The sequence below is a fragment of the Vagococcus sp. WN80Y genome, from assembly GCF_059621045.1.
The window spans coordinates 1-24,019 of record NZ_JCAQHY010000143.1 but is presented as its reverse complement, the minus strand read 5'-3'; the positions used below and the strand labels follow the sequence as shown (position 1 = coordinate 24,019).

Annotated in this window: 25 protein-coding genes, 2 pseudogenes and 1 riboswitch; of the genes and pseudogenes, 2 read left to right on the top strand and 25 right to left on the bottom strand. The window is 37.8% G+C overall.

What is annotated here, in order from left to right:
* Positions 1-92: 92 nt before the first annotated feature.
* A riboswitch (cobalamin riboswitch) is annotated at positions 93-272 on the bottom strand.
* The 5 genes from AC5KOD_RS09085 to AC5KOD_RS09065 all read right to left on the bottom strand — a co-directional run bounded on the left by AC5KOD_RS09085 (position 261) and on the right by AC5KOD_RS09065 (position 5,011).
* On the bottom strand, positions 261-1,142 hold the full coding sequence (locus tag AC5KOD_RS09085) for a GHMP family kinase ATP-binding protein (RefSeq protein WP_496914231.1): 882 nt from the start codon (positions 1,140-1,142) through the stop codon (positions 261-263). It overlaps the preceding riboswitch by 12 nt.
* Complete coding sequence (gene cobD / locus AC5KOD_RS09080; protein WP_496914230.1) at positions 1,135-2,217, bottom strand: threonine-phosphate decarboxylase CobD; 1,083 nt, start codon at positions 2,215-2,217, stop codon at positions 1,135-1,137. The genes AC5KOD_RS09085 and cobD overlap by 8 nt, the downstream gene beginning before the upstream one ends.
* Positions 2,218-2,235: 18 nt before the next feature.
* Positions 2,236-2,730, bottom strand: a complete 495-nt coding sequence (locus AC5KOD_RS09075; RefSeq protein WP_496914229.1) for an ECF transporter S component — start codon at positions 2,728-2,730, stop codon at positions 2,236-2,238.
* A 472-nt stretch (positions 2,731-3,202) separates the two neighbouring features.
* Positions 3,203-4,396, bottom strand: coding sequence for a GNAT family N-acetyltransferase (locus AC5KOD_RS09070; protein WP_496914228.1), 1,194 nt, complete (start codon positions 4,394-4,396; stop codon positions 3,203-3,205).
* Between the two features lie 51 nt (positions 4,397-4,447).
* Positions 4,448-5,011 (bottom strand): cob(I)yrinic acid a,c-diamide adenosyltransferase, encoded by a 564-nt coding sequence (locus AC5KOD_RS09065; protein WP_496914227.1) that lies wholly within the window; start codon positions 5,009-5,011, stop codon positions 4,448-4,450.
* A gap of 138 nt (positions 5,012-5,149) precedes the next feature.
* On the opposite strand from AC5KOD_RS09065, the gene AC5KOD_RS09060 reads away from it, so the two are divergent.
* Positions 5,150-6,043, top strand: a complete 894-nt coding sequence (locus AC5KOD_RS09060; protein WP_496914226.1) for a LysR family transcriptional regulator — start codon at positions 5,150-5,152, stop codon at positions 6,041-6,043.
* 133 nt (positions 6,044-6,176) lie between these two features.
* Here the strand turns inward: AC5KOD_RS09060 and AC5KOD_RS09055 are convergent, their stop codons facing one another.
* The 8 genes from AC5KOD_RS09055 to AC5KOD_RS09020 all read right to left on the bottom strand — a co-directional run bounded on the left by AC5KOD_RS09055 (position 6,177) and on the right by AC5KOD_RS09020 (position 15,489).
* Positions 6,177-7,535: a GlmL-related ornithine degradation protein gene (locus tag AC5KOD_RS09055; protein ID WP_496914225.1), complete on the bottom strand. Its 1,359-nt coding sequence runs from the start codon at positions 7,533-7,535 to the stop codon at positions 6,177-6,179.
* On the bottom strand, positions 7,535-9,763 hold the full coding sequence (oraE, locus tag AC5KOD_RS09050) for a D-ornithine 4,5-aminomutase subunit OraE (protein WP_496914224.1): 2,229 nt from the start codon (positions 9,761-9,763) through the stop codon (positions 7,535-7,537). The genes AC5KOD_RS09055 and oraE overlap by 1 nt, the downstream gene beginning before the upstream one ends.
* Positions 9,763-10,125 (bottom strand): ornithine aminomutase subunit alpha, encoded by a 363-nt coding sequence (locus tag AC5KOD_RS09045; RefSeq protein WP_496914223.1) that lies wholly within the window; start codon positions 10,123-10,125, stop codon positions 9,763-9,765. The genes oraE and AC5KOD_RS09045 overlap by 1 nt, the downstream gene beginning before the upstream one ends.
* A 14-nt stretch (positions 10,126-10,139) precedes the next feature.
* Positions 10,140-11,534, bottom strand: a complete 1,395-nt coding sequence (gene ortB / locus AC5KOD_RS09040) for a 2-amino-4-oxopentanoate thiolase subunit OrtB (RefSeq protein WP_496914259.1) — start codon at positions 11,532-11,534, stop codon at positions 10,140-10,142.
* A 7-nt stretch (positions 11,535-11,541) separates the two neighbouring features.
* The gene (gene ortA, locus AC5KOD_RS09035; RefSeq protein WP_496914222.1) at positions 11,542-11,838 is read right to left on the bottom strand and encodes a 2-amino-4-oxopentanoate thiolase subunit OrtA; all 297 of its coding nucleotides are present in this window, start codon (positions 11,836-11,838) and stop codon (positions 11,542-11,544) included.
* Between the two features lie 30 nt (positions 11,839-11,868).
* Positions 11,869-12,924 carry a 2,4-diaminopentanoate dehydrogenase gene (gene ord, locus AC5KOD_RS09030; protein ID WP_496914221.1) on the bottom strand — a complete coding sequence of 352 codons (1,056 nt, stop codon included), beginning with the start codon at positions 12,922-12,924 and terminating at the stop codon, positions 11,869-11,871.
* A 17-nt stretch (positions 12,925-12,941) separates the two neighbouring features.
* Positions 12,942-14,015, bottom strand: a complete 1,074-nt coding sequence (gene orr / locus AC5KOD_RS09025) for an ornithine racemase Orr (protein WP_496914220.1) — start codon at positions 14,013-14,015, stop codon at positions 12,942-12,944.
* A gap of 133 nt (positions 14,016-14,148) precedes the next feature.
* The gene (locus AC5KOD_RS09020) at positions 14,149-15,489 is read right to left on the bottom strand and encodes an APC family permease (protein ID WP_496914219.1); all 1,341 of its coding nucleotides are present in this window, start codon (positions 15,487-15,489) and stop codon (positions 14,149-14,151) included.
* 724 nt (positions 15,490-16,213) lie between these two features.
* Here AC5KOD_RS09020 and alr point away from each other — a divergent pair.
* Positions 16,214-17,332: an alanine racemase gene (gene alr / locus AC5KOD_RS09015; protein WP_496914218.1), complete on the top strand. Its 1,119-nt coding sequence runs from the start codon at positions 16,214-16,216 to the stop codon at positions 17,330-17,332.
* Positions 17,333-17,420: 88 nt separating this feature from the next.
* Here alr and AC5KOD_RS09010 read toward each other — a convergent pair whose 3' ends face one another.
* From AC5KOD_RS09010 to AC5KOD_RS08955, 12 genes and pseudogenes are all read right to left on the bottom strand, one after another.
* On the bottom strand, positions 17,421-17,870 hold the full coding sequence (locus AC5KOD_RS09010) for a GNAT family N-acetyltransferase (protein ID WP_496914217.1): 450 nt from the start codon (positions 17,868-17,870) through the stop codon (positions 17,421-17,423).
* Between the two features lie 1,049 nt (positions 17,871-18,919).
* Positions 18,920-19,228 carry a bacteriocin immunity protein gene (locus tag AC5KOD_RS09005; RefSeq protein ID WP_496914216.1) on the bottom strand — a complete coding sequence of 103 codons (309 nt, stop codon included), beginning with the start codon at positions 19,226-19,228 and terminating at the stop codon, positions 18,920-18,922.
* Between the two features lie 252 nt (positions 19,229-19,480).
* Positions 19,481-19,645, bottom strand: a complete 165-nt coding sequence (locus tag AC5KOD_RS09000) for a hypothetical protein (RefSeq protein WP_496914215.1) — start codon at positions 19,643-19,645, stop codon at positions 19,481-19,483.
* Complete coding sequence (locus AC5KOD_RS08995) at positions 19,642-20,127, bottom strand: antirestriction protein ArdA (protein ID WP_496914214.1); 486 nt, start codon at positions 20,125-20,127, stop codon at positions 19,642-19,644. The genes AC5KOD_RS09000 and AC5KOD_RS08995 overlap by 4 nt, the downstream gene beginning before the upstream one ends.
* A 33-nt stretch (positions 20,128-20,160) precedes the next feature.
* Positions 20,161-20,592, bottom strand: a pseudogene (locus AC5KOD_RS08990) (replication initiation factor domain-containing protein).
* Positions 20,559-20,996, bottom strand: coding sequence for a replication initiation factor domain-containing protein (locus AC5KOD_RS08985; protein ID WP_496914213.1), 438 nt, complete (start codon positions 20,994-20,996; stop codon positions 20,559-20,561). The pseudogene AC5KOD_RS08990 and the gene AC5KOD_RS08985 overlap by 34 nt, the downstream one beginning before the upstream one ends.
* Positions 20,932-21,258 carry a hypothetical protein gene (locus AC5KOD_RS08980; RefSeq protein ID WP_496914258.1) on the bottom strand — a complete coding sequence of 109 codons (327 nt, stop codon included), beginning with the start codon at positions 21,256-21,258 and terminating at the stop codon, positions 20,932-20,934. The genes AC5KOD_RS08985 and AC5KOD_RS08980 overlap by 65 nt, the downstream gene beginning before the upstream one ends.
* Positions 21,259-21,300: 42 nt before the next feature.
* A pseudogene (locus AC5KOD_RS08975) lies at positions 21,301-21,399 on the bottom strand (helix-turn-helix domain-containing protein); the annotation flags it as partial.
* Positions 21,400-21,475: 76 nt separating this feature from the next.
* Positions 21,476-22,222, bottom strand: a complete 747-nt coding sequence (locus tag AC5KOD_RS08970) for an SDR family oxidoreductase (RefSeq protein WP_496914212.1) — start codon at positions 22,220-22,222, stop codon at positions 21,476-21,478.
* 17 nt (positions 22,223-22,239) lie between these two features.
* Positions 22,240-22,590 carry a cyclophilin-like fold protein gene (locus AC5KOD_RS08965; RefSeq protein ID WP_496914211.1) on the bottom strand — a complete coding sequence of 117 codons (351 nt, stop codon included), beginning with the start codon at positions 22,588-22,590 and terminating at the stop codon, positions 22,240-22,242.
* A gap of 194 nt (positions 22,591-22,784) precedes the next feature.
* Positions 22,785-23,357 carry a DapH/DapD/GlmU-related protein gene (locus AC5KOD_RS08960; protein WP_496914210.1) on the bottom strand — a complete coding sequence of 191 codons (573 nt, stop codon included), beginning with the start codon at positions 23,355-23,357 and terminating at the stop codon, positions 22,785-22,787.
* Positions 23,358-23,638: 281 nt separating this feature from the next.
* Positions 23,639-23,794 carry a hypothetical protein gene (locus tag AC5KOD_RS08955; RefSeq protein ID WP_496914209.1) on the bottom strand — a complete coding sequence of 52 codons (156 nt, stop codon included), beginning with the start codon at positions 23,792-23,794 and terminating at the stop codon, positions 23,639-23,641.
* Positions 23,795-24,019 lie beyond the last annotated feature (225 nt).

Sequence of the window (24,019 nt, the reverse complement as noted above, 5' to 3'; positions counted from 1 at the left end):
ACATAACTTCTCATTCAACTCACAAAAACACCCTAAAAAGAATTAGGGTGTTGGAAATAAGCTTAAGCGACTCACACATCACACCCTTAGATTGTGTTTGTTATCGAGAGGCAGATATCCTGACTCGACTTCATCCGCCATCAACCCTTCCCGTCATCCAACAGTGGTTTGTTGATCTTGTCCGTCTTACAGTAGCTAGGGGCTGTAAAGGCTTCACACCTTTTTCCCTGCTGATCTCGATTGCTCATTTAATCATTTAATTATGTTTCAAATCTCGGTCCACCAAATGTCGTTTTCGTAAGATAATACTTAGGATACGCTTGACTGATTAGGTCGCCCTGTAAATAATTTAACAGCTCTTTTGGAAGCTCACGATCCTGCTCTAATAAAAATCCGACAACTGTTCCACTATGAGCTACCATTAATCCCAGAAACTCATAATGCTCAACTAACGCTAACAGCTCTTGAAAAAAGGGCTTAGCCAACAGTTGCTGATTTAAACAACTACTTGCCGTAGCAACGTGACCAATTTTTTCCAATGATTGCGTCATTATCGCTTCTTTAAACCTTTCAAAAATTGAAAGATACTCAGTCGCTTGTTGTTTAGCTAAAGTAGTGGTTCGCTCTTGATGAAAGCTCTCAGTATTAATTGTAGCTGCTGCTTCAAGTACAAGAACTTGCAATTCCGGCTGCCAGTCTCCTTGATAAATAACGTCACCTGTCGCAGCTGCCATCACTGATAGCTGAGAAAATAACAAACTATCCGTTTTTTCAATTTGACAACAGATTAAAGCCACAGCCTCTTCGCTAATCTCTCTCTCTAACAAACGACTCGTTCCGTAAATGGTTGCCACAATATCTGCTGTACTACTCGACATGCCTTTACTAATCGGCAATCTCTGTTCTACGGTCACATGAACAGGTGGTCTCTCTGAAGTCGATAAAACAAAATAATCACAGGTTAGCTCAAAGGCTTGCCTAATTTTACTGCAACTTGGAAATCGATTTACTGAACTTAATTCAATCGTGACCGTGTTAAATAGGCTGAGAGGAAGAGTCACCAAATATTCTGTCTCGCCAATAAACCCTTGAAACAATTCACCACAAGATCCCGGACAGCTTACTTGAACACGCCTAAGCATCAGTCAGAACCACCTTGATCGCTTTTATCAGCCGTTGATTTTCTTCAACGCCTCTAACTGCTATACGAAAATAATGATCCGTGAGTCCACGATAATTAGCACAAGACCGAATTAAAATACCCTCTTTTAGTAATTGTTCACGCAGTTTACTAACTCCCTTAACTTTGAATAATAAATAATTGCTACTGGAAGGAAATACACTTAACTGCTCGTATTCTGCTAATGCTTGCTGCAAATAGACACGCTGAGTTCTAATCAAGTGATGCGTCTCTTGTTCATAGACGCGATCGTCAAAAATAGTTTGTCCAACTGCAGCTGCTAACGTATTAATACTCCAAGGAATTTGCTGACGTTTCATCTCTCTAAGTGTCTCTTGATTCCCCGTCACTATATAACCTAATCGAAGACCAGGAATCGCATAAAACTTAGTCAACGACCGCAATACATATAACCTTTGACTTAACTCACATTCAGGAATTAATGAAAGCTGATCCCCATTTGGAATAAAGTCCATAAAGGCTTCATCCACAATTAAATCAATGCCATGACTCTCACAATAATCCAAAACGCCTTTCAATACTTCTCGCGAAATAAGTTGGCCTGTTGGATTATTTGGATTGCAGAGGCAGACGCAATCAATCGTCGGCTGTTGATTTAAACAAGCTAAGATTGATGAAAGTGTCACTTGAAATTGCTCTTCTTCTTTTAGCACTAAATACTCAAACGCGCTACCCATTATCGAAAAGGCCTGTTCGTATTCTGAAAATGTTGGCGCTAAAAGTAACACTTTTTTTGCCTTCAAGCTCGCTGATAACAAATAAATTATTTCTGCTTCGCCATTGCCTGGCAATATATAATGACTTGCAAGCTGATGTCGTCTAGCTATCGCATCTCGCAAATCAACATATTCACTATCTGGATAATGGCATAACTCAGCCATCCCCTTTTGAATCGTTTCAAGCACCTTACTCGACAGCCCCAGAGGATTGATATTTGCACTAAAATCAAGAAGTGTCTGACTGCCAATTCCATATTCTCGTTCTATGGCCTGACGATTTCCACCATGTTTATTCATCGTTCCATCCCCCAAAAACTAGACTGCCTTTCTTTTAAACTCTTTGATTCGACTGGGTAGCACCAGGTAAACCATTTCTGTAATTCCTAAATTTACCAACGTTGCTAGCGTTAGTGGAATAAATAAGACGAAAACGACTTCCTTTAAAACTGGGGATAAAAGGATCAAATCCAGTGGCACATTAATAACATAAGCCACAACCCAGCTGATCACCTTATTCTGAATCGTTCCTGGTTTGACATGCTCTCTAATCCAGCCAAAAGCAAACATGCACAGCCCCATCAAAGCAGCTATTACTAAATGAAGCGGTAAAGATTGCGGAAAACCAGACAGTAGTGCTGACATAAGATGACCCGCAACACCAAGGAAAGCGCCATAAATTGGGCCTAGCATAATAGCCCCGAGAAAGGCTGGAAACGAATCTAGGGCGATAGACCCTAAAATTTTAAAATTTGCTCCAATCACACACATTGCTAACAACAAGCTTACCCACGTTATTTTTTTCACATTCATCCTACATCCTCCTCTTTCTCACTCATTTAGTTCCTGTATAGACACTCACTTTTGGACACAACAAATAAGACACTCTGCTCCACAGAATGCCTTGTAATTTAGTAAATAATCGCCATTGATTCTCACGAATTACAAGACAAAATCCCCAATAGAATTGTCTATAAAAATGGTCTAAACAAGTGCTCTGACTCGGTTTCTTCTTACTTCCTTGTCTTCCGGATTGCCGGCAAAGTCAAGTTTTCATCCACCACACAGTAGAAAGGGTCTGTTGAGGCCTTGCACCTCATTTCCTTGTTTAGGACATCTAAACTAATAACCAAAGTATACAGAAACCGCTTCCGATTAGCAAGCTCATATTTTGACTTTCTTTTATATTTTAACACTATTTTGGCTTTTTTATTTTATTAGTTTACCTCTTAGCCTGATGCGACATGCCATTGATACTTTTTATCACAATCTCTTAATAATTCAATTAAAAGTGATCGTAAGCATACGGCTTTTCTTTAGGAATAAGTCGATCAAATTGAGTAAGCCTCTCATGTCGAGCATCAACCATTCCATTGATTAACAATGTTTCTAACGACATTACATTGAAGAATAATTGTGTAAAGGCTTCGATTGTTCCGCAAATATCGACCTTCTCTTCAGGAGCTCCGGGAGTCAATTTCCCTTTACCAGCAACAACCTCTAGAACCCACGTCCCTCGATTCCACTGGCAATCATGATCCTCCACCTCAATAACAAAACGCTGAGATTCCTCATTAACAAATGGAAACTTTTCTATAAACGCCTCTAATAATACAATCCGAATCATCAAAGTTGGAGTCGTTTCAATTTTTAACATCGCTGGCTCATCCATTTGTAAATACCATTTATCATAAGGTGATGTTTTAATCTTAAAAGTCGAAAAAGTTCCTGCATGATTTTTTAGATACGTCAATATTTTTCTTAAACCAAATCCATTTTTGTAGCCCCACTCGCGAACTGAAAAAGTTTCAGTTTCTCCATCAAGTTCATACATCAAATAACCAACTGCTTGATTGAACTCATCATAAGCTATCACATAATGTCTAGTTGGATAATAAGCAAAAATAAAGTCCCACCAATAATCAGGTCGAATAAATGCACCGTGTTTAACTTCATTTGTCTCTGCATAGATTGCCTTTAATTTAGCTTGATCCTTATGATTTTTTCGATCAATTTCGAAAAAAGAACCCGCTTTCTCTGAAGGCACCTTTGCTAACTCATAGGATGAAGCAGTGACAAATTGATCCTCAATTCCCGAAGCATAGCCATAATTTCGGTAAAAACGATGAGAAAAAGGCGCCAAATATGATAGAATAGTGCCATTTTTGTAATAATCAGCAAAAAGCTCCTTATAAATTTGTCTTATGATCCCCTTGCCTCTTTCTGTAGGAATCGTTAAGACATCTGCCACGCCTCCCATCGACATTTTCACGCCATAAATACTCGCATCATAAGGAAGATTGATTACCTGATTAGTCAATTTACCTTCCTGATATACGGCATAATTGTCAGTATGTTGACATTTGTTATAATAAGCCTGTTGATCTTCCTCAGTTCCCATAATACCTGCTCGAAAAGCGTACATATTAGCCAAATAACTTTCTTCAAATTGTTGCTGAGTAGTCAGTCTTTCTATCATGTCTTACACCGTCCTTAATCATCTGCTTATATTTAAAACTCTACTTACATGCTAATTACGAAAAACCTTGCCGCTTCTTTGATAAAAAATATCACTTTCACCTAGCTTATAGTTAACAAATCTTGCTGTGATAAAAAAATAATCTGAAAGTCGATTTAAAAATTTAACCGCTTGGTCATTTAAGTTTTCGTCCTTTAGAATACTAATTGTTCGTCGCTCTGCTCTTCGAGTAATCGTGCGACACACATGCAGTTGAGAACTAATTATGTCCCCGCCAGGTAAAATAAATTCTTCAATCGGTGGAACTTCTGCAGAATAGCTATCTATTCGCTCCTCTAGCCATGTCACTGAAGCAGATTGAAGCCGGAATTCTTTCGTTGGTTCTGGTACCGCCAAATCGCTCCCTGCATCAAATAGAAATTGTTGGATTTGTAAAAGCTCCTCTCTAAAAACCTTCAGCTCAGTCGTCTTTAATAAACTTACAACAACGCCAACCGCTGAATTCAACTCGTCCACTGTTCCATATGCTTCAACTCTAACAGAATCTTTCAGTACACGCTGGCCACCAATCAATGATGTTTTTCCTTTGTCGCCGCCTTTTGTGTAAAGTTTCATGTCATATCACCTACCTATTTTTTTATTGAGAAAAAATTAAAGGGCAACTTAATTTTATTTTTGGTATCCCTTTCTTTTTATTAGTTTCCATGATATATTTCATTGTGTACTAAGTTTTATTATAAAAGGAGACTAATCATGGAAATCCGAACATTAGAAACATTTCAAGTCGTCTCACAAGAGCTTAATTTAACTCGTGCTGCTAACAAATTGAATTACTCACAGCCAACCGTTACTAAGCATATTCAAAGCTTAGAAAACGAGATTGGGACAGATTTACTAATTAAAAAGGACGGTAGTTACACTTTAACATTTGCTGGAGAGCAACTTTTAGCCTACACTACAAATATTTTACGCGAGCTAAATTTAATTAAAACAATCCGCCCAGATCATGGTGAAAAATTCACCATGCAACTTCAGGGACATGATTATTATCTGTTCAAGTACTTTATCCCTACTATGAATACTATGCTCGAAAAATTCCCAACACTGTCGTTTCAAGTGGATGGTAGTAGCAATGAGCAAGTTATCCAACGACTGGTCCGTAATGAAATAGACTTAGGAATTGTTTCTGGTAACATCACTTCTTCCGAACTACTTTACGAAAAAATCGGAGCCGAATCTACCGCTCTTTGCATTTCAAGCAAACTATATAAAGAAGAACGTGACATGGAATACTACCTTGAGAAATATCCTGTTGTGATTGATAAACTCGAAAAATATTCTTATGATAGCTTTTTTCACCGAGCAACCTCACGGCCAACAATCATCAATTGTAGCAGTGACGAGGCAGTTGAAAAAGCCATTCGTCATGAAAATATGCTAGGAATCGTTCGTATTGGCCGACTTGAGGAGTTCATTGAAACTGGTGACATCAAAGTCATTAAGCACCTCACTCGGACTGAAGACATTAATATCGTGATGCATATCAGTCGTCTGGAAAATAAATATGTGTCGTCCATGTTTAATGCCATCTGCTACCGCTTTAAGCCACAAACTCCTAAAAATCATATTTTTGGTCGCAACGCCTAAGTAATTGCTTTCTTAGGTTTGACTTAAAGCAGTAGCCACAGTTTTTTTAAGTGAGAGATTCGCAATGTTAAAAACGGACATTCCATCTTAAAAAGCATAAATCATTCGCGTTCGAATTTTATCAAGCACAATCCTATTCACTTATTCTTAATGATTTTTTTAATAGAATAAGCGCAGCTTCTTCATATTTATAGGCTAGGACACCCAACGACGCCATGATATAATCATGATCTAATAAGATTTTAACTCTAGTCGGTAACAGCAATTCAGTTGTTTTTTCTTCTTGAACTAATTTTTCAAGAATTTCTTTACCATTACTGAGTTGTGTCAATGCACCACCTGTACCAATAATGTACTTAACCGTTGTTAAATCCTTTCCTTGAGCTAACATTCCTCGACCACTTGGTCCATAAACATACCGAATCTTGCCAACATGACGATGAACCGCTGTAATCGTCGCAATTTCTGATAAACGTTCAATTAGCTTTTGCTCTGCCTCATTCTGAGGAATTGCGTGATAATTCGCTAAGAGCTCATCTAAAATAAATCCTTCCTTTATCAGCTCTTCTGCACCAATAATATCCACCACATTTTGCATGTTAATATACATACCTAAATCGCCTTCAACTGTTCGTTTAGCTAATGGTTCTGGCGCTACCTGAATCCGTGATATGGCTTCATTTCCTTCAGTCACTGAATGAACATCGGTTGTTGCGCCACCAACATCTACGACCAAAACATCGCCAAAATGTTCATAAATCAATTTACTGATATTCATCACTGAAGCTGGCGTTGGTGTAATCGTTTCATTTACTAGCTCATAAATATGCTCCATCCCTGGTGCATGAATGATGTGATCTTCAAAGACTTGTTGAATGACTCTTCTTGTCGGCTCCACATTGAGCTCATCTATCTTCGGAAATACATTCTCAACGATGAATAATTCATTCTGACTTCCTTCAAAAATCAGCTTAATCTCTTCGTCATTTTCAATATTACCAGCGTAGATTACTGGGATACTTAAACCCAAATCACAAATTTTCTCAGCATTATCGAGAGCCGTTTCCCGTTCGCCATAATCCACACCCCCCGCTAATAAAATGATGTTCGGATTATCATCGGTAATCCGTTTCAAATCAGTCCGTCTCAACTTACCTGAAGTCACAATCCGAACAATCGCACCAGCGCCAAGAGCTGCTTCTTTAGCAGCCCTTGCCGTCATGTCAAATACCAAACCGTGAACCGTCATCTTCAAACCGCCTGCTGCACTTGATGTGGCAAACATTTCATTGTATTCAAGTGTTTCAAGCTTTAAATTTTTTTTCAGATCGTTAATACTGTTTTGTAAGCCAATTCGGACATCTCCAGCTTCGACGCTCGTTGCCGCCTGACCTTGTCCAATAAACTCTGGATGATCACTATGAACATGATGAAACGCATTAACCACCGTCGTCGTTGACCCGATTTCAGCTACTAAGACATCTATTTTCATTAGGCATCTTCTCTTTCCATTTCCCGTCTTCTTTCAACTAAGGCTGTTGCAACTTGTTGACCGTTACTTCCTCGACCAAAAGCCCCATCCATACCATATTTACCAGTTGCAATTTCAGGAATAACTTGAGTTCCTCCTGCCATAATCATAACTTTATCTCGAACGCCTTTTTCAATCGCTAGATCATTGATACGCTTCATATTTTTGTAGTGTATGTCATCATGACTTATGATTGTAGATGCTAAAATACCATCTGCATTTAATTCAATCGCCGCATCAACTATTTTTTCAACTGGTACACTAGTTCCTAGATAATGCACTTCAATTCCATATTTCTCAATGCCTCCGTGCTTAATATCAATGATTTCACGTAGACCAACAGAATGCTCATCTTCGCCAACGGTTCCTGCTACAAGTACCATTTTTTTACGCTTAATATCTTCACGAAGCTCTTCATCTGATAGAATAACTGGCTCTTCTGGAATGATTAATTCATCTTTTTTGACTGTGAATGGCACCCGCGCCTTCATCTCAATCCGCGTACCCTCAGCGTATTGCATAACTTCTTTATTAATAACTTCCGCATCAGCCAAGCCCATCTTTTGAGCCATCTCTAAGGCCGCAAATTCAGCCACTCGTGCTGATTCTGGGATCATCATAGTCAATAAAATAACTCCATCGCCTTGCCACTGTGCTTCTGGAGCAATTAGATTTTGCTCACGTAATTCAGCAGTTTCTGCCAAACGGACATTCACATTATCATTCTCATCTAACTCATCAATAAAGATAATTTTTTCTGGTTGTTCAAGAGTTGAACCGCCAATTAATTTAGCAGGATTATCCACAGCACTTGGATCATATTGAGCTACATTATTGTAACCAAAGTGAGCGGTAACTGGTGCCATGTAATCATCATCACGTAAATAAACAGTCCCTTCGCCAACCCCTCCATTAATTTTACGAGAAATTCCGTCTTCGTTTCTCTCTGGGAAATTGCCAGAATCAACAAAGAAAGCATCCTCGACTGCTTGGAAGTAACCGCCTGAGTTAATAATTGCTTCCATAAATAAGATAGCACGTTCCTTAATTTCGCGGGCATTTTCACGTAATGGCCCGTCTTCTTTCAACTCTAACATCTCATTTAAGCCATCAAGCCCTTGGAAAACCTGTTTCGCTGTATCAACAGCCTCGACATTGTAAATATGCCACGGCACATTTCGACCTTCATCAGGTGTGATTGTTGATTGAATATCAGCAGATGTTAGTTTTGAAATCAATAAATTCAAGACATGGGTAACAGTCGCTTCACGAGCCGATGCTTCCATGTATTTAGTATTTTGTTGCGCCCGCATCCGGTATTCGTCAAACAATTCTCTCAGCGCGACAGCATATGGTAAGTCTAAGTACATAGACGGAGCTGGTGGCGCAGTTGGCGGAACAGTTGATAGACAAATATTAGATTTTTCCATACCGACTTTGTAAGAAAAGGCCGAGTTAATCCCATGTTGAACAATTAATTCAGGCATGACCTTCCAAGCTTCTCTGGCAGTTGCATTGGCATTATGAGCGCCATCAATTTGAGCAATTCCTGCCCAAGCCATAATTTTTTTAGATTCACAGGCATCAACAAATGAACGAACCATATTAATATTACGGTAAAGTACATTATATTGCGGGTCTTGGTGAGCCCCATTGACCCCTTCCTCAGCAAACATAACGGCCACTTCTGGTCCAGCAATTCCCGATACATAGCTGTGATAGTTAATTGGACGTCCAACTTCATCTTCAATCGCATCTAGTGCTTTACGCTGCGCTCGCACCTGCTTACGCGTGATTGGTATGCCACCAGTTCCTTGAGGAGTTCCCTCAATCAGACCTTCAAAGTGAGATTGACCAGCCGTCCGAATAACCATGATATGATCGGCACCATGCCATGCCGACATTCTCATTCGACGAATGTCATCCTCAAAACGACCTGATGCAATTTCAGTTGTAATTGTTGCCGTCCCCTGTGGATCAATGTTATTAAAATACTTTGCCGAAGGAAGTGGCACGCATTGCTTCAACGATTCGGCCATATCCTTATAAGTAAACTTGTGCATTTGATAATTAGGTACAGGTGTTCGCCATATCCAATTTTTACGTCGCGGACGGTAATTTTCTAAATCATTTAATACCTCAAAAACATCTAATTTTTCATTTTTTTCTAACTTAATCTCTTTCGACATTAGGCGTTACCTCCTTTGAAAAGTTGATCCACTTGATCCCAAAGCTCATCATTATATAGCTTTAAACCAGCTTCACGAATATCTAACTGATTTTCTTGGGCAATCCGGTAAACAATATGACCGGCACCTTTCCCCATCAGTTCGTGAGCAATCACCGTATTGACTAGCTTCGCAGCCTCAACTGATGAAAAGCCCATCCGCAATAATACAGACCGTTCAATCGAAGGCGAGGTATACTTATATCCCATATCTAACAGAGGTTCAACGATTTCTTCTGATAATTCCCAAAAACGCGTTTTAAGTTCTTCATCTGATAATCCAACTAGATGCTTTCTAGCTTCTTCAAATTTAATTGTGTCCATAATTATGTCCTTTCCTATAACTCATCAATAATAGTTGTCACATCAGCAACTGTGCCATTAATTTCTTCTGCCAAATATGCCAATTCAACTTGCGAAAGCTCTTTGCCACTTTCCTTAATAGCATGTTTAACCAATGATTTACGTAAACGATTCAAATCTAGTTCTTGGATGCTGATATCTTTGGGGTCTTTAGGCAAAATAATTGATTTCCCAGGAATCTCTTCTCGCGGATCACCAAATTTAAGCTCTATCCCATTTGTTCTTGCGAAGGATAACTGTGGCTGAACGCTCTTACCAGCACCTGTATATTCTGTTTCTTGGACTAAAATAATCTGATCTTGCTCCATTTCCTGAGCCAAGACAAAAGCCGCAGCTAGGGACGTATTGCCAGCAGGTCCTTTTTCAAGTCCTTCTAGATTTGCTAACGCTTCTGTCATAAAGAAGACTTCTCCTTGTCTGACAAGCACATAACGATCCATGTATCTCAGTGGTCGAGCAGCAGAACGAGGGACGTCAGAGCGATCTGGCGAAGTGGTAAAAGGAACGCCAAAACCTGTATGACCTGTTGTAAATGACTTTCTATTGAAATCTGTATCTGAAGCCATGTGCAGTCCACTTAAATCAACACTTGCTGCTACAATTTTTGTCGTCGTATTACCAGCCAAGCGCATCCCCCGAGCAGTTCCAGTTAAATTACCGCCACCAGCATTAGTCGCCACAACAACATCTGGTTGCTTGCCTAACTCTTTGTCAAATTGCTGAACAATTTCCGCACCTAAAGTTTCAACTCCAGCTATTCCAAAAGGCGTGTACAACGAAGCGTTGAAATAACCTGTCTCTTCTAAAAGGAGTAAGAACTTATAAAATAATTCGGGGCCAACGGTCATCTGAACTACTTCGGCTCCTAAAGCTTCACACTTACGCGCTTTTTCAACAATCTCAGGCTGACCCTTTCCTTTTGAATCAAAGCACTCCTGCACCACGATACACTTTAAGCCAAGCTTAGCTGCATGAGCAGCAACAGCTGCACCATAGTTCCCAGAAGTGGCAGCAATCACCCCTTTATAACCAAGTTTTTTAGCGTGATAGACAGACACCGCTGCTCGTCGATCCTTAAAACTTCCAGAAGCGTTAGCTGCTTCATCCTTGATGAAAATTCGGGCGCCTTTACCTGCTGGCGCGTATTTTCTAGCCAAATTTGTGAGATTTGTTAGCTCAACAATTGGCGTATTACCAACGCCAAGTTTTGATTGAATTTCAATCATTTCTGACAAACTATATCCAGCCTGCTGCATCATTTTTTCATAATCAAAGGCAATTCCTTCTAGTTCAAAGTCATTGTAATCGATTTGAATGGCGTCCTTAACAATTTCACTTCGCCGAGCCATTACCGCTTCATAATCAGTCATCGTCACACTACTCACCTCCAAATAATTCTGTTTGTAAAATCCGATCAATTTGGCCGATTTCTGGAACATAATCACCAAAGCTATGGGTATAGGTTGGGAATACTTCTGTCAATCGCCCTTTTTCAATTCTATTAGTAACCGTTCTCACTTCTACTATATCATCAATTTCAGCGTCTGTGATTAAAAATCCTTTCACCCACATTTCCAATGGGACTTCTTTCGTCTCAACTGGTAATTGTGGCGCTCTTTCTTCAGCAGTCAAAATTATCGAGTGAACTGTCACCCAATCGCCTTTTTTTGCCATCTCTCAATTCCTCCACTCGTCTTTTAATTACTAAACAATTTTAGCATCTGGGTGAATCTGATCACGAAAATCACCTAAAATTGCATGAGGCAACGGTAAATCAATCATTGTCACTAATCCCGGACGGGCATTAATTGTCTGAGGTATCATATTAACACACATCGCAATTGTTCCAATCCCTCCCTCAACTTCAGGGGTGTTGATTAAATTAATTTTCGGATTACCATCAATAATCACATAGTCTCCTGTGGTTACACCAACTTGCTCTGGCTCAATTTGTTGCGGGTGATCCATCTCAATCAACACTTTACCATCTCGTTTTCCAAAAGCTTTCATAGAAACACCAGCAACCTGTCCTGCTTTCGCTTCACCATGAGGTGCCACACGATCAACCTCAGTCACGATCGGTTCCATTTGTTGTTCAATTTCATCAATTCCTAGACCTAGGGCATCGGACATCATCATGACTGATTCAGGGAAGCCGACATGTCCCGCTAAAGTACCGTCCTTTTTCCCAGCTTCAAACGCCTCTAAAGTAATCCCAATTCCTTGCTCTTCCATGACTGCTTTACCAAATGGTGACAATGAATTAACACGTCTTGAAGTAATGTGTTTAATATCCTCACAAGCACCTGTCATAACGAGGACTAACGTGTCCATAATATGCCCTGGATTAATCCCAGTCCCTAAAATTGACACACCATTTTCCTTCGCCAAGCGATCCATTTCTGCTGCCAACTCAGGACTTTGAGCTTTTGGATAAGCCATTTCTTCCGCTGTCGTAATCACATTCATTTTGTTTTCAACAATTAATTTGATCTTATCAAAGGCCTTACTCGTAAATGAATCCGTACATAAAATAACAATATCCGCTGCTTTTTCAGTAATCGTCTCTTCCAAGCTGCCGACTAAAATATTTTCTTTTTCTGGAAATTCTTTTCCAAGAATTTCAAAAATAGGCTTACCAACTTTATCACCAATATCAATCGCCCCAACAACTTCAATTCCTTGTTTTTTCATAACCATCTCAGCAATGCCACTACCCATTGCGCCTAATCCCCAAATAATTACTTTTACGTTTTTCATCATGATGACCTCCTGTATTATATAAACTCTTTTTTAACGTATTGACTGGTAAAACATGCTAACAATGACCCATACTCTAAGTCAAAACTAATTTTATCCCCTACTTGATAGGGTGTCTTTGCATGGGTGAGATCCAAAATCATGTGGTCTGAACTAGCCCCAATGATTTCTATGTCACGATCAAGCGGAAAAATTGTCTCTGGTGAAACATCTTGTTTGCCAATCGCAATAATCCCGCGTGTCATAATGCCCTTATCCTCAAACTCAGGAGATTCCCCAAAGGCGTTTACGCCAATTCGTCCAGTTGGCAACGAAGGTTTCTCTTTGACTTCGACTAATTCTGCCTCTAGCTTGAAAACATCCTGATTCATTGCCTTAATAGGTTGACTATAGGCTGTTTCTTTGCCAAGAACGAGCGCTTCACCCATTCGCAAATTATTAATACTTACAGGCATTTGTTGGGTCTCGTCATCTAGCAAATAGAACGAGCTTGAATTACCACCAGAAATAATATCCAGTTCGTATCCTAAAAGCGCCTCTACTTGTTTTTTATAAGCTGATAAACGACTCAGATTTTTTTCTTCTGGAATAACCGCTCCGTAACAAGTCAAATTAACGGCCAAACCAACTATTTTAACAGCTGAAAGGGCTTTTATTTTATTGATATCCGCAAGTAAGTCTTCTTCGTAATAATACCCTTCTCGCAAGTCTCCAAGGTCAACCATTAAAACAATTCTGTGAACCTTTCCTCTTGTTGCAGCAGCCTTATTTAAGCACTCAATTGTTGCTAACTCTGAATTAAAGCTAATATCAGCATACTCTACCACTGCCTCTACTTCGCTCTGCATAGGAATTCGAATTAAGACTTTTTCTTGCTTGGCTTGTTGATAGCTTTTCAAATTCTCAATTCTCGAATCCCCTAAATATGTAAGTCCAGAACACGCTTCATAAAGCTTAATAATTTCTGGATGAGCCGAAAACACCTTAGTGACAGCCATAAATGACAGATGATGTTGCTGAAGTTTTTCTGACATATAACCTAAATTCTCTTTCAATTTACGCCGATCAGTCACAATTCTAGGATACTCCAACCTCTTCTCTCCTCTCCCCTTAGACGCCGTTGATAAAATAGTACTACCTATACGATAATACATTAATCGATCTTTTCTATTCGAATGTGGAATAGCAATTATAATATATGTCTCCATTCACTTTTACCAAAAATTAACTCAAGGCCTCTTGGACTCCTTTTTTCTGATAATAAGCGTAAACTGGTAGTCCTAACAACATGATTCCAATCCCTGCCGCTGCATAGCTAAACTGTGTAATAATCGTACTAATAACTACGTAAGCACCACCGCCAATCGCAATTATCGGAATAATTGGATAAAGTGGGACTTTATACGGCCTTAGAGCGTCTGGCTGTTCCCGTCTTAATTTTATCACTGCGTAAAATGTTAAAATATAAAAATTCCAAATCATAAAGGTCGATAAATCCGTTAATAAATCATATTTTCCTGTCAAGCAATATAAAGATGAAACAATAAAAACAAACCAAGTTGCATTTGATGGGGCTCCATTTTTATTCACTTTTTGTAACGTTTTAGCAAAAGGAATTTTATTACTATTGGCTAGTGTGAAAGTTGAACGTGAAGCTGTAAAGACGTAACCATTGACTCCACCAAAAACTGAGATGAGAATCCCAATTGAAACAAATTGTCCGCCTCTTTGACCAAAGAGCACACGAGAGACTTCGGCTGCTGGCGTTTCAGTTAACATTAATTGATCCGCAGGGACAACCCACAAATAAGCAATGTTCATCACTAAATAAATCAAGCCAACTGCTGTCATACCAATAATTAGTGCACGTGGCAAATCTCTCCCAGGTTGCTTCATTTCTCCTGCAATCATCCCAACGCCCATCCAACCATCAAAAGCAAATAAAGCAGCTAAAAGTGCTAGTGAAAAGGCCTTTCCAGGATTCAAATCAGGACCAAGCAAAGGTGTAAAAACATCTGATCCCGTTCCTTTAATAAAGCTGACCGCAATAATAATAACCAGTGGTACTAGCTTTCCAACCGTCGCGATATTCTGGATAATACCGCTGGTCCTCGCGCCCACATTATTCATAAAGGCTAGAAAACCAATTGTACCAATTGCCAATAAAACCTTTGGCCAATAGGCTCCTGGAGGAAATCCTAGTAAACTGGCTCCTTGAACCCCAAAAACTACGGCAATAGCTGCTGTAGAGCCTGTTTGATACAATGTTGAATCAACCCAACCAGATAAAAAGCCCATTTTTGGACCGTAAACATCATGCAAATAAGTGACCATACCGCCTGTTTTAGGAATCATCCCAGCAATTTCCGCTGCGGTAAGTGCCCCTGCTAAAGAAAGGAGCCCCGCCACGATCCACGCAATAATCCCTAATCCCGGTGCACCACCAGTGGCTCTAAAAATCGCGTAAGGCTTAAAAAATATCCCCGAGCCAATGACCATTCCAACGATTGTAGTTAAGGCGACTGTAAAACCTAGTGTCTTTTTTAATTCATTTTTTTCTGACATTTCTATTCTCCTTCAGTTATAATCGGCTTTTTCAATTAAATTTGGAGCGTCAATCAGTCCTTCTGTTTAAAACACCGCTTTCATATTTAGTGTGTTTGTTTGTCAAAAGGACGACAATAAATCAAAGTGAGGCAAATTGCTTTCACGTTTTTGCTCGGTGACAATAACGCGAATTCGGTCGTCTTTTCAAATATTCAGTACAAAGATTGCTAAGTAATTTTAATTATCTGTGAAGCTAAGTTAATTATTCTCGATATTTAACAAGTAACTTTCCACTTAGTGAAATATCAAGCAAAAAAAGTAACTACAATAGATCAACATCACCTTTTGACTCCACATTGTGTAACCTGTCACTATAGTTTTTTGAAATTCTCCTCCTTACTTTTAATTTTCATTTCATCTCTCCCTATTCACTATTCACAAACTTCAACGCTTACATTCACAATCATACAAAATAAAAGCTTCGATTTTATAAGGGTTTCGAATACTTACTATTCAAAAAAAGAAAGCGGTTACTATAATAGGTATGATAAACTGATTTTTGAAGTGAAAAAACGCTTAATCGAACTGCTTACATATATTTCATCACTTGTATAACTAATAACAAGTTTCACTTCATGTTTAATTGTGAGCTAAATCAATGCTTAATCTAACTCATAAGGGCTAACTCATTGAATTAGCTCAAATTAAACCTCTAAATCGATACACTTGAAGGAGGGATCTGATGGCAACTAGTTGGACTCGACCAACCAAACTGCATATTTCACGCAAAGCCATTCAGCATAATATAGCTAACGAACTTGCTCGTTTAAAAGACGGGCAAGAATTATTTGCCGTTATTAAAGCAAACGGCTACGGCCATGGCGCCGTTCAAATTGCCAAGGCTGCTCAAGAGGCCGGTGCAAAAGGATTTTGTGTGGCAACACTTGACGAAGCCATTGAACTACGACACAACGGTTTTTGGGAACCTGTACTTGTTATGGGCGTTGTCCATAGTTCTTATGCTCCAACAATGTCTGAATTAGCAATCTCAGCTACAGTTACTAGCCTAAATTGGTTAAAAGAAGCTGAACAAGCGCTACAGCTTTATCCCTATCTAAAAAAACTTGCAATCCATATAAAACTCGATACTGGCATGGGAAGACTTGGATTTAGTGACGAACAAGATTTCTTAGCAGCTGTGACTTTTCTAAAACAAAGTCATTCATTAAAATTTGAAGGGGTTTTTACCCATTTTTCTACAGCTGACGAATCTGATCACGGATATTATCACTTACAACAAACAAAGTTCGAACATTTCATCAACCAACTTGATGAGAAGCCTCGCTATTGCCACACTGCTAACAGTGCGACAGCCTTATGGCATGAAAACTTTCAGTCAAACTTGATCCGTTTTGGCATTGCGATGTATGGACTTAATCCTGCTGGAACAACTCAGCTTCCACCTTTCACATTGGAACCAGCTCTTAGCCTAACAACTGAATTAGTTCATGTTAAGGAATTACAAAAAGACATGTCAATTAGTTATGGTGCCACTTATACTGCAAAAGAAAATGAGTGGATTGGCACATTGCCAATAGGTTACGCAGATGGTTGGCGACGTAGTTTACAAGGTTTTTCAGTCTTAATTGAAGGTCAACGAGCAGAAATTGTTGGAAGAATTTGTATGGATCAGTGCATGATTAGACTACCCCAGTCCTTCCCCGTAGGTACTTTAGTAACTCTTGTCGGTCAAAATCAAGCTGACACTATTTCACTTGAAGAAATCGCTGGCTACCTTGATACGATTAATTATGAAATTGCTTGTGGTTTTACCGAACGCTTGCCTAGAGAATATGACTAATTGAAATCAACAAAAAATCCACGAGTTTAGCAAATAGCCTAGCTAAACTCGTGGATTTTTAATTTATTCTCATTCTTTACTCGTCATATCAATTTTCTAATAATAACACGGTCTCCCCGTCTACCTCTTCCCCTGTCAAACTAAACCCTAGTTGTTGATATAACTCAATTGCGACTTGATTAGATGGAACAGCAGAAATTCTCAATTCATCACCAGAATTTAATTGTCTAAACCATTCAAGACCTTTTACTAAACCGATCTTCCCAAAGCCTTTATTTTGATGGCGATAGTCAATCATAAAACGTTCAATCCACCAAGAATCAACTGGATAGCTTGCATCAGCCTGATAGTAAGTGAACATAATAAAACCTACCATTTCATTGTCAGAATAAACACCAAACGCTCGCCTCTGATCTTCGTAATTAGCTTCCAATAGTGAGTACCAGTTGGGAGCTACAAACTGCGTCTGCTCCTCAGTCGTTTTTAATTGCGCACATGCTTTATAGTTCGTTTTATCAATTTCTTGTAATTTTATCATTTCTGCTTCCCTTCAACATTTTCTATAAAAAAAATCGTTCATTGTGAGTATCACGTAATGCGTGACAGGACTCATTTTTTATTACTCACTGTCATTCGCTTAGCCTCGTCTGATTATTTAAACAAACGCCTTCATTCTAGGCCTAGTTCAAGATACTCTTAGTTGTTTTTTGAAAAAGGCTCTTTGATTATGTCACATGTCGTGTGACAGGACTCAGTTTTTTTAACTCTCTGGCATTAGTTTTAACCTTTTCTGACTCTCTAAGCAAATGCCTTCATTCTAAGTTTAGTTCAAAAAATTATAGGCTTTTTTTACTTAAAGCTCTTAAATTATGTCACACACCGTATGACAGGACTCGTTTTTTTTATTCTCCGTGATTAACTCTAATACTCTCGGATTATTTATACAATCGCCTTCGCTCTAGACTTAATTCAAAACATTATAGGCTTTCTTTAATTTAAAGCTCTTAAATTATGTCACATGCCGCGTGACAGGACTCGTTTTTTTTTATTCTCCGTGATTAACCCTAATACCCTCGGATTATTTATACAATCGCCTTCACTCTAGACTTGATTCAAAACATTATAGGCTTTCTTTAATTTAAAGCTCTTAAATTATGTCACATGCCACGTGACAGGACTCGTTTTTTTATTATCCGTGATTAACCCTAATACCCTCAGATTATTTAAACAAACGCCTTCACTCTAGACTTAACTCAAAACATTATAGGCTTTCTTCAATTTAAAGCTCTTAAATTATGTCACATGCCGCGTGACAGGACTCATTTTTTTCGATGATAATCGTATCTTACTCAACAAATAATTCAGATAAAAAACAGACCATTTTCATCCACATAGATGGAATATACCGCATCACAACACGCTTCCCAACGTTTTGAAAACCTTTTCTCAAGTATACCACGAATTACTCACTATCAAACACTTTTATTTTACTTATTTTTTTACAGTAGTGTAAAAAAATAGGGAATCACAACTTATCAATTAAGACTCAGAAAAGCAATATATTGTTAAAGCTAGTAGTGGCATTTTTTAATGATATAAAGACATTCTCATATCTGAAGTTGCATAACATGACCCATGTCGAAAAGATAGCTTTTGACATTTTCTTACTAGATTAGTAACATTATCAGAAAAAGATAACTTCTCGTGAAAAGCCGTCTGATAGATGCTATTATAAAGTTTATTTGCCACAAAAGGTACAGATTGCTTATCTTCTTGTACATCCTTAGCAGCTAAAAGAATTATTCTACTAATTGAGGGATAATCGTGTTCCGGTAGCTCACGATACATTTGACTCAATAAATCTAACATTTCTTCTTTTAACTCTGAATTTTTCATGATAATCAAGACCTTTCTCAACAATAAAAAATTGTTACCATTATAATAAACCTAATTTTCAGATTTTGCCACCATCATCTACGCTCAAATAATTCCACTATCTCCTCTATTCTTTTTTCCAAATAATAAGCATTTTCTTTTGCCTTTTCAAGAGAGATAACTAAACAATCACAAATCGAAATAATAGTCTCCTCTTCCCTCGGTGTATTTAAAATTTTTTTAATGTCACTGTCCTTATTTTTTTCCATCGAATTAAGTAAACGTAAAATTGCTTCTAGTAGGCTGAAACACTAAATTCTCTCGTTGTGTCATTTTCTTAACGGTAAGAAATTGTCGTGCTTGTCGCTCAGGGATTTCCCCTTCCAAACAAATAAAACCATAGTGCTTCAATTCCTCGACTAATTGTTTCTGGTTCATGCCATGACCTCTATAATGGTATTATCATTCGCTTGATAGAGCCTGCCATTTTGACGTAAATTTTCTCCAATCCCTTCATAGTCAGTATTCCATTTGATAATATCTGGTACGCCAGAGAGATAGCCAAGATCATCCATTAGTTGTTCGGCATAGGACGTATACGAGTAACAATCAGCATAGACGTATATTTCATCAATCTGTTCAAAGGCTTCTAACAGGTCATTGAAGAAACCAGCATCAATTAATTCCTCCAGATACTTAATCGCTTCATACCCTACGTGTTCGTCAAATTGTTCAGCCACTTCATTCATGTAATCAAAATCTTCAAAATTAAACAGCTTAATAGGTGCTGAGTAATCATTAATTTCATAAGCTTGTTCGTCTTCTAATGCTAACTTTTCTTGTACCACTTCCCACAGAATAGGCAGTTCAAACCAACGTCCTTTACGTGTTTTAGGGTTCTCAATATATAACTCAATCATGTCGTTCACCTCTCATTCAAATAAAAATTGGGCTCACAGCTGTTCCACCTCTTGTTGTGTAACGGATACCGTTTTAGAGGATACAACCTCTTCCTCCTCTTGTATCAACAACTCTTTAATCCTTGTGGTCAACTTCGCCAATTCCTCTTGGTCTTTTTCTTTCAATTCTGCTTGTTTAATACAGGTCATTAGTTCATCCGTACCAAAGGTTTGATCCATAATCCAAATTTTCTTTAGCGTTGGGGCAAGATAATTGGAGAGCCAACGTAATGATTTTTCATAATTAGGCTTCTCTCCTTTCATGGTCAGCTTCAATTCTTGTATACTTTCAATGACCATTCGCCAGTTGGCGCTGTAACTGATACGATTTCCTTAATTATCAGAATCAAAAACTTTTAAAGGGGTATCAATTAGCTCTCTAGCAACCCACTCTATGGTTTCGCCAGTTGACAATAGATATTCCACAAAAAGATAGGCTTTTTCGTTTGCAAGGCGGATTTCGTATCTATTTTTAACACCATATTTTTATGCACCATTTCAATCGATAGCCCTTCTTTTTTTGCCAGCTCGTAATCTTTTTCATAAAAATTAAAGTACAAAGGAGATTGCCTTGAACCAAAATAAAGAGATAATCCTTTACTAATACGTTCATTTTTATTCAATACAAAACCACCTCTGTAATCAAAATTACGAAAGGTGGTATCGACTAGTCCTTGTTCATATTTTAGTTTCAATTCGTGTAAATCATAATTTGGATATAAATAAGAAAGCTGTTCGTCTAAAGCAATATCGATCCGAGTAATTTTAGTATCTATGTAAAATTCCCTTTCCAAAAAGATCATCTTGATAAAGACGCCAGAAGAAATCATTCCAACCTTCCTGCCTCTCCTCTAAGATTAATTCGTATTCTCGACATCCCTGTCCTCTCAGCTCGATCATAATCCCCATATTAATGTCATTAGATTTAGAGAAGATAAATATTTCACTAAAGAAATAGGTTTCAATGTAGTGATTAAACCCATATTCTCGGTATCCAAAAACAGAGGAATCCATCTTCAATACTTTTTCAATAACTTCTTCAGGAGAATCAAGTTTAAATCGAACTCGAAGAAAGTCAAGTTTTGCTTCCATGGGTAGTATTCCTCCTTCTAAACAAAAGACTGACTGTACCTTCTCTACTAGATTTTCACTAATTCTTTGTTTACCATTTTCTATTTTGGAAAGATAATATTTAGTAATACCTAACTTACTAGAAAAAATCCGTTGTGTCATACCTAGTTGATCACCAGATTTGTAAATTAAATCTGGTTACTCCTTTCCTCTATTCTTTTCAGTAGTACAAATTGATTTACCATGGTTGGTTCGTTGGTCCTACTGTAAATTCATTTACATTAACATCTTCTGGTTGATCAATTGCATACGCTACAATACTAGCAATTCGATCTGCTGTAATCCCATATTGAGCGTATAATTCCTTCATTCCTTCTGCTGTCTGTTTATCTGTAATCGTATCTAGTAATTCCGTATTGATTGCTGCTGGATAAATGGTTGCAGTGCGAATATTTGTGCCTTCTTGAGCAGATTCCATGCGTAATACCTCCATCAAATCTCGGACTGCCCATTTTGTTGCCCCATAAACAGCTCCACCAGGATAGGCTTTTAATCCAGCTACTGACGAGGTTGTAATCACGTGCCCTGACTTTTGTTCAATAAATGAAGGTAAAACTGCTGCGATTCCATTTAGAACACCCTTAATATTGATATCAATCATTTGATCCCATTCATCTACTTTTAATGCAGATAATGGAGAGTTAGGCATGATCCCTGCATTAAGAAAAATGACGTCTACTTTACCATAAGCTTCTTTTGCAAAATCAATCAACTTTTGATTGTCTTCGAATTTGGTAACATCTGTGACCTGATAAATAGCCTCACCTGAATCCTGTCTAATTTCTTCAACCAATTTAATTAATTTTTCTTCTCTGCGTGCGGCGAGTACGACTTTCGCCCCCTTTTTAGCTAAAAGCTTTGCTGTAGCTTCACCAATCCCTGATGATGCTCCTGTAATAATAACTACTTTATTTTTAATGGGCATGTTATTCTCTCCTTTAATCATTCTGCTATCTTTAGTTCTATTTGTATTGTATCTACATCTTCCAAAAAATCCAGTTTGTCTGACTCTCTAATTTTACCAATTCGACTATACGAGTATTGAGTATCAAAACTTTTATAGAAAACAACTAGACAGTCAGTACCAAATAACAACACATCGCCTTTCTCAATGCGATTTATCTTTTGAGATTCTGTTGGTAATCCTTCTGGTAAATAGACATATTTCTCATTTCTATGTAAATCATCCATTTTTAATGAAAGTGGAAATTTTTTTCTAAGTTCTCTCGTTACATTATTAGCTTCTAAATCTAGAGAAAAGGTCTGATCATTAATAATCAAGTTTATTTTCACGTCCTGCTCCTTGTTTGTCACATTAGTTGAACTTTGACTAATAAATTGACTCTCTTTTAACTCTATAAAAGTAGGTTCTGTCTTCCCTATAGAACACCCCGAAAGACAGAAAAAAAATATCCCTAGTACATAAAACATTTTCCTAGGATTTTTACGTTTTATGAGAGTTATAGCTTCTTTCATTGTACGAATAGTTATTTTTCAACACCAAGCTTTCTTATTTCTCTTGCTGGACTACCAGCTACAATAATATTATCAGCAACATCCCTTGTAACCGTTGAATCTGCTGCAATAATAGCATTTTCACCGACTGTTATTCCTGGCAAAATGGTGACATTTGCTCCAATCCAAACATTTTTTTTAATCAAAATTGACGCGACTCTAAGTCCTCTTCTATTTTCTGGATCAGTCAAATGGTTCACTGTAATCAATCTAGTACCAGGTCCAATTAAAACATGATCTTCAATTGTGATTCCTCCTAAATCAACGAAGGTAACATTTTTATTGATAAATATATCCTTTCCAAATGAAATATGCTTTCCAAAATCACTGTAAAAGGGTTGTGAAATGGTCGTTGACTCATCAATTGTTTTCCCAGTGATCTCCTCAAGAGAGAGTAGCATTTCCTGATTCGTATGATAGTTTGTATTTAATTCAACCAATAATTTTTCATTCGCTAACTTCACTGAATGAAGTTCTTTACTAAGAGCAGATTCTGGCAAGATATCCTGTCCAAGTAACCTCTGTTGTAAGCTAATTTTTTCCATGTCATAACCTCCTTTGTTTTAGTAGCTTTATTGTAGCTAAATCCGTTATACTTGACTAATACTTATATAGAATAATCAAATATAACTTTTGACTATAGGAGGATTAATACAATGGAATTAAGAGTACTCAACTATTTTTAACCGTAGTAAGAGAAAAAACGATTAGTAAAGGGAACAATATTGATTTATTAATGTCCCTAAATAAAAGAAAAAAAGAGAGCTATTTTTGCATTAGCTCTCTCCTTGTCTGAATTCAAGATGATATAAAAGTTATGATACTTTTATTGGAAATTCCTAATTAATTTTTCAATCTTGATTTCTCTATAATCAAAACCAATTTCCTCCATTAGTTCTTCCCAAGTCCTACCTGTTTTCCTCATAATTGTATCCACTGATGGTAAATTCTCTGATTTCACTCTGTTTCTAAACTCGTTCATTGATAAACTCTCTTCCAAACCTAATCGAATAATCTCATTTCTTAGCTCAAAAAGAAGTTCAAAATTGGAAACTGATCCTTCTGTTTCTCTTTTAAAGAAAGGCTTAGTAGTGCTAGTATAGAAATCGGAACAGTTAAACGTGGAGAGTTGAGGTATACTAAAAGAAAACAAAAGGAGACTCTCAATGGCTCAACACACAAAAGAATTCAAAGAATCTGTTTTAGC

Bases quoted from the DNA above. Each gene is read 5' to 3' on its own strand.
- AC5KOD_RS08985 (WP_496914213.1), bottom strand. From the start codon at position 20,996: ATGATTTCTTCTGGCGTCTTTATCAAGATGATCTTTTTGGAAAGGGAA.
- AC5KOD_RS08995 (WP_496914214.1), bottom strand. From the start codon at position 20,127: ATGATTGAGTTATATATTGAGAACCCTAAAACACGTAAAGGACGTTGG.
- oraE (WP_496914224.1), bottom strand. From the start codon at position 9,763: ATGTCGAAAGAGATTAAGTTAGAAAAAAATGAAAAATTAGATGTTTTT.
- cobD (WP_496914230.1), bottom strand. From the start codon at position 2,217: ATGAATAAACATGGTGGAAATCGTCAGGCCATAGAACGAGAATATGGA.
- AC5KOD_RS09020 (WP_496914219.1), bottom strand. From the start codon at position 15,489: ATGTCAGAAAAAAATGAATTAAAAAAGACACTAGGTTTTACAGTCGCC.
- AC5KOD_RS09060 (WP_496914226.1), top strand. From the start codon at position 5,150: ATGGAAATCCGAACATTAGAAACATTTCAAGTCGTCTCACAAGAGCTT.
- AC5KOD_RS08955 (WP_496914209.1), bottom strand. From the start codon at position 23,794: ATGAACGAGTTTAGAAACAGAGTGAAATCAGAGAATTTACCATCAGTG.
- AC5KOD_RS08970 (WP_496914212.1), bottom strand. From the start codon at position 22,222: ATGCCCATTAAAAATAAAGTAGTTATTATTACAGGAGCATCATCAGGG.
- AC5KOD_RS09075 (WP_496914229.1), bottom strand. From the start codon at position 2,730: ATGAATGTGAAAAAAATAACGTGGGTAAGCTTGTTGTTAGCAATGTGT.
- AC5KOD_RS09070 (WP_496914228.1), bottom strand. From the start codon at position 4,396: ATGATAGAAAGACTGACTACTCAGCAACAATTTGAAGAAAGTTATTTG.
- AC5KOD_RS09055 (WP_496914225.1), bottom strand. From the start codon at position 7,535: ATGAAAATAGATGTCTTAGTAGCTGAAATCGGGTCAACGACGACGGTG.
- AC5KOD_RS09010 (WP_496914217.1), bottom strand. From the start codon at position 17,870: ATGATAAAATTACAAGAAATTGATAAAACGAACTATAAAGCATGTGCG.
- AC5KOD_RS09085 (WP_496914231.1), bottom strand. From the start codon at position 1,142: ATGCTTAGGCGTGTTCAAGTAAGCTGTCCGGGATCTTGTGGTGAATTG.
- AC5KOD_RS08980 (WP_496914258.1), bottom strand. From the start codon at position 21,258: ATGGAAGCAAAACTTGACTTTCTTCGAGTTCGATTTAAACTTGATTCT.
- AC5KOD_RS08960 (WP_496914210.1), bottom strand. From the start codon at position 23,357: ATGGAAAAAATTAGCTTACAACAGAGGTTACTTGGACAGGATATCTTG.
- AC5KOD_RS09065 (WP_496914227.1), bottom strand. From the start codon at position 5,011: ATGAAACTTTACACAAAAGGCGGCGACAAAGGAAAAACATCATTGATT.
- AC5KOD_RS09045 (WP_496914223.1), bottom strand. From the start codon at position 10,125: ATGGACACAATTAAATTTGAAGAAGCTAGAAAGCATCTAGTTGGATTA.
- ord (WP_496914221.1), bottom strand. From the start codon at position 12,924: ATGAAAAACGTAAAAGTAATTATTTGGGGATTAGGCGCAATGGGTAGT.
- ortB (WP_496914259.1), bottom strand. From the start codon at position 11,534: ATGACTGATTATGAAGCGGTAATGGCTCGGCGAAGTGAAATTGTTAAG.
- AC5KOD_RS09005 (WP_496914216.1), bottom strand. From the start codon at position 19,228: ATGAAAAATTCAGAGTTAAAAGAAGAAATGTTAGATTTATTGAGTCAA.
- alr (WP_496914218.1), top strand. From the start codon at position 16,214: ATGGCAACTAGTTGGACTCGACCAACCAAACTGCATATTTCACGCAAA.
- ortA (WP_496914222.1), bottom strand. From the start codon at position 11,838: ATGGCAAAAAAAGGCGATTGGGTGACAGTTCACTCGATAATTTTGACT.
- AC5KOD_RS09000 (WP_496914215.1), bottom strand. From the start codon at position 19,645: ATGAACCAGAAACAATTAGTCGAGGAATTGAAGCACTATGGTTTTATT.